Source organism: Planomonospora algeriensis (genome assembly GCF_977012225.1).
Genome location: NZ_CDRNDK010000519.1, coordinates 1 through 4,060, shown reverse-complemented (window position 1 = coordinate 4,060; position 4,060 = coordinate 1). Strand labels below are relative to the sequence as shown.

General features: G+C 72.6%; 4 protein-coding genes and 1 pseudogene. All 5 read right to left on the bottom strand.

Translation table 11 applies throughout. From position 1 onward, the window contains the following. Positions 1–587 (bottom strand): glycosyltransferase (locus tag ACWJ6R_RS31585; protein WP_449065724.1); only part of this gene is annotated, 587 nt, incomplete at its 3' end. 12 nt (positions 588–599) lie between these two features. Further along, positions 600–1,529 (bottom strand): glycosyltransferase family 2 protein, encoded by a 930-nt coding sequence (locus ACWJ6R_RS31580; RefSeq protein WP_449065723.1) that lies wholly within the window; start codon positions 1,527–1,529, stop codon positions 600–602. A gap of 84 nt (positions 1,530–1,613) precedes the next feature. Then, positions 1,614–2,540: a permease-like cell division protein FtsX gene (locus tag ACWJ6R_RS31575; protein WP_449065722.1), complete on the bottom strand. Its 927-nt coding sequence runs from the start codon at positions 2,538–2,540 to the stop codon at positions 1,614–1,616. Positions 2,541–2,553: 13 nt separating this feature from the next. After that, positions 2,554–3,522, bottom strand: a complete 969-nt coding sequence (locus tag ACWJ6R_RS31570; RefSeq protein ID WP_449065721.1) for a permease-like cell division protein FtsX — start codon at positions 3,520–3,522, stop codon at positions 2,554–2,556. 95 nt (positions 3,523–3,617) lie between these two features. Beyond that, positions 3,618–4,060 (bottom strand): annotated as a pseudogene (locus ACWJ6R_RS31565) (hypothetical protein); the annotation flags it as partial.

Below are 4,060 nucleotides of genomic sequence, written 5' to 3'. Positions count from 1 at the left end.
CACCTGCCGGCCGGGGGCCCGGCTTCGGCCCGCTCCCGCGCCCCCGCCGGCAGGTGCGGCGCCATCTGCGCCGTCGTCACCGGCACCGGCGCCAGCCCGCGGGCCAGCTCCGCCTGCGCCCCCGAGTGGACCAGCACCCCGTCCACCCGGCGCAGCAGCGCCCGCATCAGCGGCGTGTCGTACGGCTTGCGCTCGTGCGGCAGCACGTTGTGGCACAGCGCTATCACACGGGGGGCCACCACCTTCGTCCGGCGGCGCAGGCCGTACAGGATGCCCAGGTAGGGCGGGACCTGCACCGGGCTGAGCACGGCCAGGACCACCAGGTCGGCCGAGCGCAGCCGCCGCCCGCACGCGACCCAGCCGTCCGGGCGGCGCCAGTCGAGCACCCGGCGGACGTTCCCGAACGGCTCGCCGTCGGGGGTGTCGGCGGTCTGCCGTCCCGGATAGAGGAACGAGGGGTACTGCGCCTTCCACGACTCGATCACCACGTCGTGCCCGGCGGCCCGCAGCCGGTGGGCGAGCTCGGTGGTGTGCGCGGCGCCGCCGCCCTTGTAGGGGTAGGTCGGCCCGACGATCGCGATCCGCATGCCGCTTCCGCCCTACTCGCTGCGGGAGCGCACGATGAGGTCGGCCAGCAGCGCCAGCGAGCCGATCAGCAGACCCGTCACGAAGATGATGATGGTGTTGTTGGCCAGGTAGAACGGGGTCTTGACGTTGTCGTAGACGCCCTTGGCCAGGCCGATGCAGACCAGCCAGATGGCGGGCGGCATGAGGACCTTGAGCGGGTTGAAGTACATGACCATCCGCAGCACCTGCAGGATGTAGCGGTAGGCATCGGAGACGAAGCTGAACTTCGACTTGCCCGCCCGCTTGCTGTACTCGATCGGCAGGTAGTACACGTCGTGCTGGTTCGACAGGAACGAGAGCGTGATCGTCGTGACGCAGGAGAACCCGGGCGGCAGCAGCCGCAGGTACGGCTTGGCGACCGACTTGCGGAAGGCCCGCAGGCCCGAGTTGAGGTCGGGGATCCGCTGCCCGGCCAGCCATTCGGCGATCTTGCGGATGACCCACTTCGCCGGGACCCGCAGGAACTTGTGCGAGCCCTCCTCGGTGGTGCGCGCGCCCACCACCTGGTCGATCCCGGGGTCCTTGTCGAGGATCTGGACCAGCTCGGGGATGCGCTCGTTCGGGTAGGTCATGTCGGCGTCGGTCCACACGACGATCTCGCCGCGCGCCTCCTGGCTGCCGATCCGGCGGACCGTGCCCGACCCGCCGTTGCGGTGGAACGCCCTGATCCGCATGTTCGGGAAGCGCGGCGCCGCCTCCTTGAGCCGGGCCAGCGTCTCGTCGGTGGAGCAGTCGTCCACGGCCACGAGCTCGTAGGTGTAGCCGCTGCCGTCCATGGCCCGGCAGATGCGCTCGACCTCGTCGATGACGTGGTCCTGCTCGTTGTAACAGGGCAGGACGATCGTGACGTACGGCGTTGCGTCCACAGCTGGTCCACTCTCGGGGGTCTCGGGCGTGCTCACGGCAGGCGAGGATACTCTGCCCGGCCGCACCCCGGACCCACATCACCCGCTTCGGGCGCTCCCGGCGCCACCGCCGGCGGGCCGCTACTCCCTGGGCTCGACGCGGTACACCGCGCTGACCCCGGGCAGGGACTTCAGCGCCTTGGCCGCGGCGGGGAACGCGGCCGGGTCGGAGAGCTTCACGTAGAAGGTCTCCCTGGACAGGTCGATCCGGAACATCCGGCCGCCGGCCGGCTCCTCCGGGTAGTAGTGGCGCATCAACCGGGTGTGGTGCTCCCGGTCCTGGAGGTAGACCGTCTCGGCCTCGGGCAGCGCCCAGATCCGGTCGAGGACCGCCTGCTTCTCCGCCGCGCTCACCGCGCCGGTCACCCCGGCGGGCCGGTTCTTCGGGCACGCGTACCGGGACCAGTCGTCCGTCCCGCACAGGGCGACGGCGAGATCGGCCCTGCCCCGCCAGAAATCCGCAGGATCGCGTTCCACCCGGTCGACCGCGGGCATCGCCCTCACCTGCCGGACCACCGCCGCGAAGTCCCCGCTCCGGCGCAGGACGGCCCTGACCGTGGGGAAGGGGGTCACCTCCCCCGAGGGCTCCTCGCCCAGTTCCGCGTAGTAGGCCAGCGTCTCTCGGCGGTTCTGCTCACCGCTCACGAAGACGACCTCGGCCAGCTCCGGCATCGCCCGCATGCGCTCGGCGAGCGCCCGGCCCTCGGCGTCGGTGGCCTTCCGCCGCCCGGGGCAGCGGCCCCCTCCTCCGGGACCGTAGCCCTCGCACAGGAGGACCATGAGCCCCCGTTGCTCCGGGAACGCCGCCTCGGGCGGGGGCAGCGGCTCGAAGGAGCGCTCGTACAGGTACCGGCCCCCGAATCCGGCCGCGCCGAGCACCAGCAGCACCGCGGCGCAGACGGACAGCACCCTGATCAGCCCGGCGTGCGCCCGCGCCCACGCCTGGAGCCACGGCTCCTTGTCGGGATCGCCACCGCCGAAAGAGATCTCTTCATACCCGGACGACATTCAAGAAATCATGTCAATCACCACTGGATCTGGCCATTCGGCCCACCGCGAGCGAGTGCCCCTCGGGATGCCCCTCGGCGCGGACCGGGGCCACCGACCGGACGCCGGGCAGGGACTTCAGCGCCGCGGCGGCCGCCGGGAGGTCGGCCGGGCCGGAGAAGCGGACGTAGAAGGTCTCGTAGGACCTGTCGAACCGGAACAGCGGATCACTGGCCGGGCGCTCGGGGTGGTAGTGCCGCAGCAGCCGGATCCGGTGGTCGCGGCTCTCCAGGTAGACGGTCCCGGCCCCGGACAGGTCCCAGATCCGGTCCAGGACCGCCCGCTTCTCCGTCGCGCTGACGGAACCGGTGACTCCGGCGGGCCGGTTCTTCGGGCACGCGTACCGCGACCAGTCGTCCGTCCCGCACAGCTGCACGGCGAAATCCGCCTTGCCCGCCCAGAAGTCGGTGGGGACCCGGAGCACCCGGTTGACCCCGGGGAGCTTCCCGACCCGTTCGGCCACCGCCGCGAGGTCCCCGCTCCGGCGGAGCGTCCCCTCGACCCGCCCGTGCAGGAAGGCCAGTTCGATCCTCTCCGGCTCGCCCGCCTCGGTGTAGTAGGCCAGCGTCCTGCGGCGGTCCTCCTCCTTGCTCACGAAGACCGCCTCGGCCAGCTCGGGCATCGCCCTCATCCGCTCCTCGACCGCCCGGCCGTCGGCCTCCGTCGCCTCGCGCCTCTCCCGGCACGCCCACGCCTCCGCGCCCAGGCCGCACAGGTGGGCCGCGATCCGCATCTGGGCGGGGAACGGCGCGGCCGGCGGGGGCAGCGGTTCGCGGGACCGCTCGTACAGGTACCGGCCCCCGGCTCCCGCCGCCACCAGCACGGCCGTCACCGTGAAGCAGACCGCCAGCACCCGGGCGTGCGCCCGCGCCCACGCCTGGAGCCGCGGCTCCCGATCGGGATCACCGCTGCCGAAGGAGATCTCTTCGTACCCGGACGACATTCAAGAAACTATGCCTAATCAGGAAGGAAATCACCATACGGGCATCGCTCATCAGGTGTGGTCGCTCACCGGACCCGTCGAGCTCCTCCGCTCCGTCAGGGCGCGGCCGTCCAGACGTCGACCGACAGGGACCAGGTGCCGTTCGGCGCCTCGGTGAGGGAGCGCTCGTCCTGGCGGGTGCGCAGCGCCATCGCCCGGACCGGCGTGCCGTACGGCGCGAGCTGGCCCGCCTCGGCGGCGAGCAGGACCGGGGCGCGGCCCGCCGCCCGGATGCGGCCGATCAGCCGGTTCACGTCGGCCGGGGACGGCAGGTCGGTGCCGGGGACGAGCTCGACCCGGGCCGCGGGCACGCCGCAGACCCCCCGGACGAGCTGGGTGAACCGGTCGGCGGTGACCCGCTCCACGACGAGCGCCGAGGCGTCCGGCGGCAGGGACGCGCACAGCCCCTCGACCGCCGCGCGCTCCCCCCGCCCGACCGGGGTGAACGCGGTCCCGATCGAGGTGACGGCGGCGGGCGCGACCAGCAGCGCCGCGCCGA

Excerpts from the sequence above, each read along its gene's own strand:
- ACWJ6R_RS31570 (WP_449065721.1), bottom strand. The coding sequence starts at position 3,522 with ATGTCGTCCGGGTACGAAGAGATCTCCTTCGGCAGCGGTGATCCCGAT.
- ACWJ6R_RS31575 (WP_449065722.1), bottom strand. The coding sequence starts at position 2,540 with ATGTCGTCCGGGTATGAAGAGATCTCTTTCGGCGGTGGCGATCCCGAC.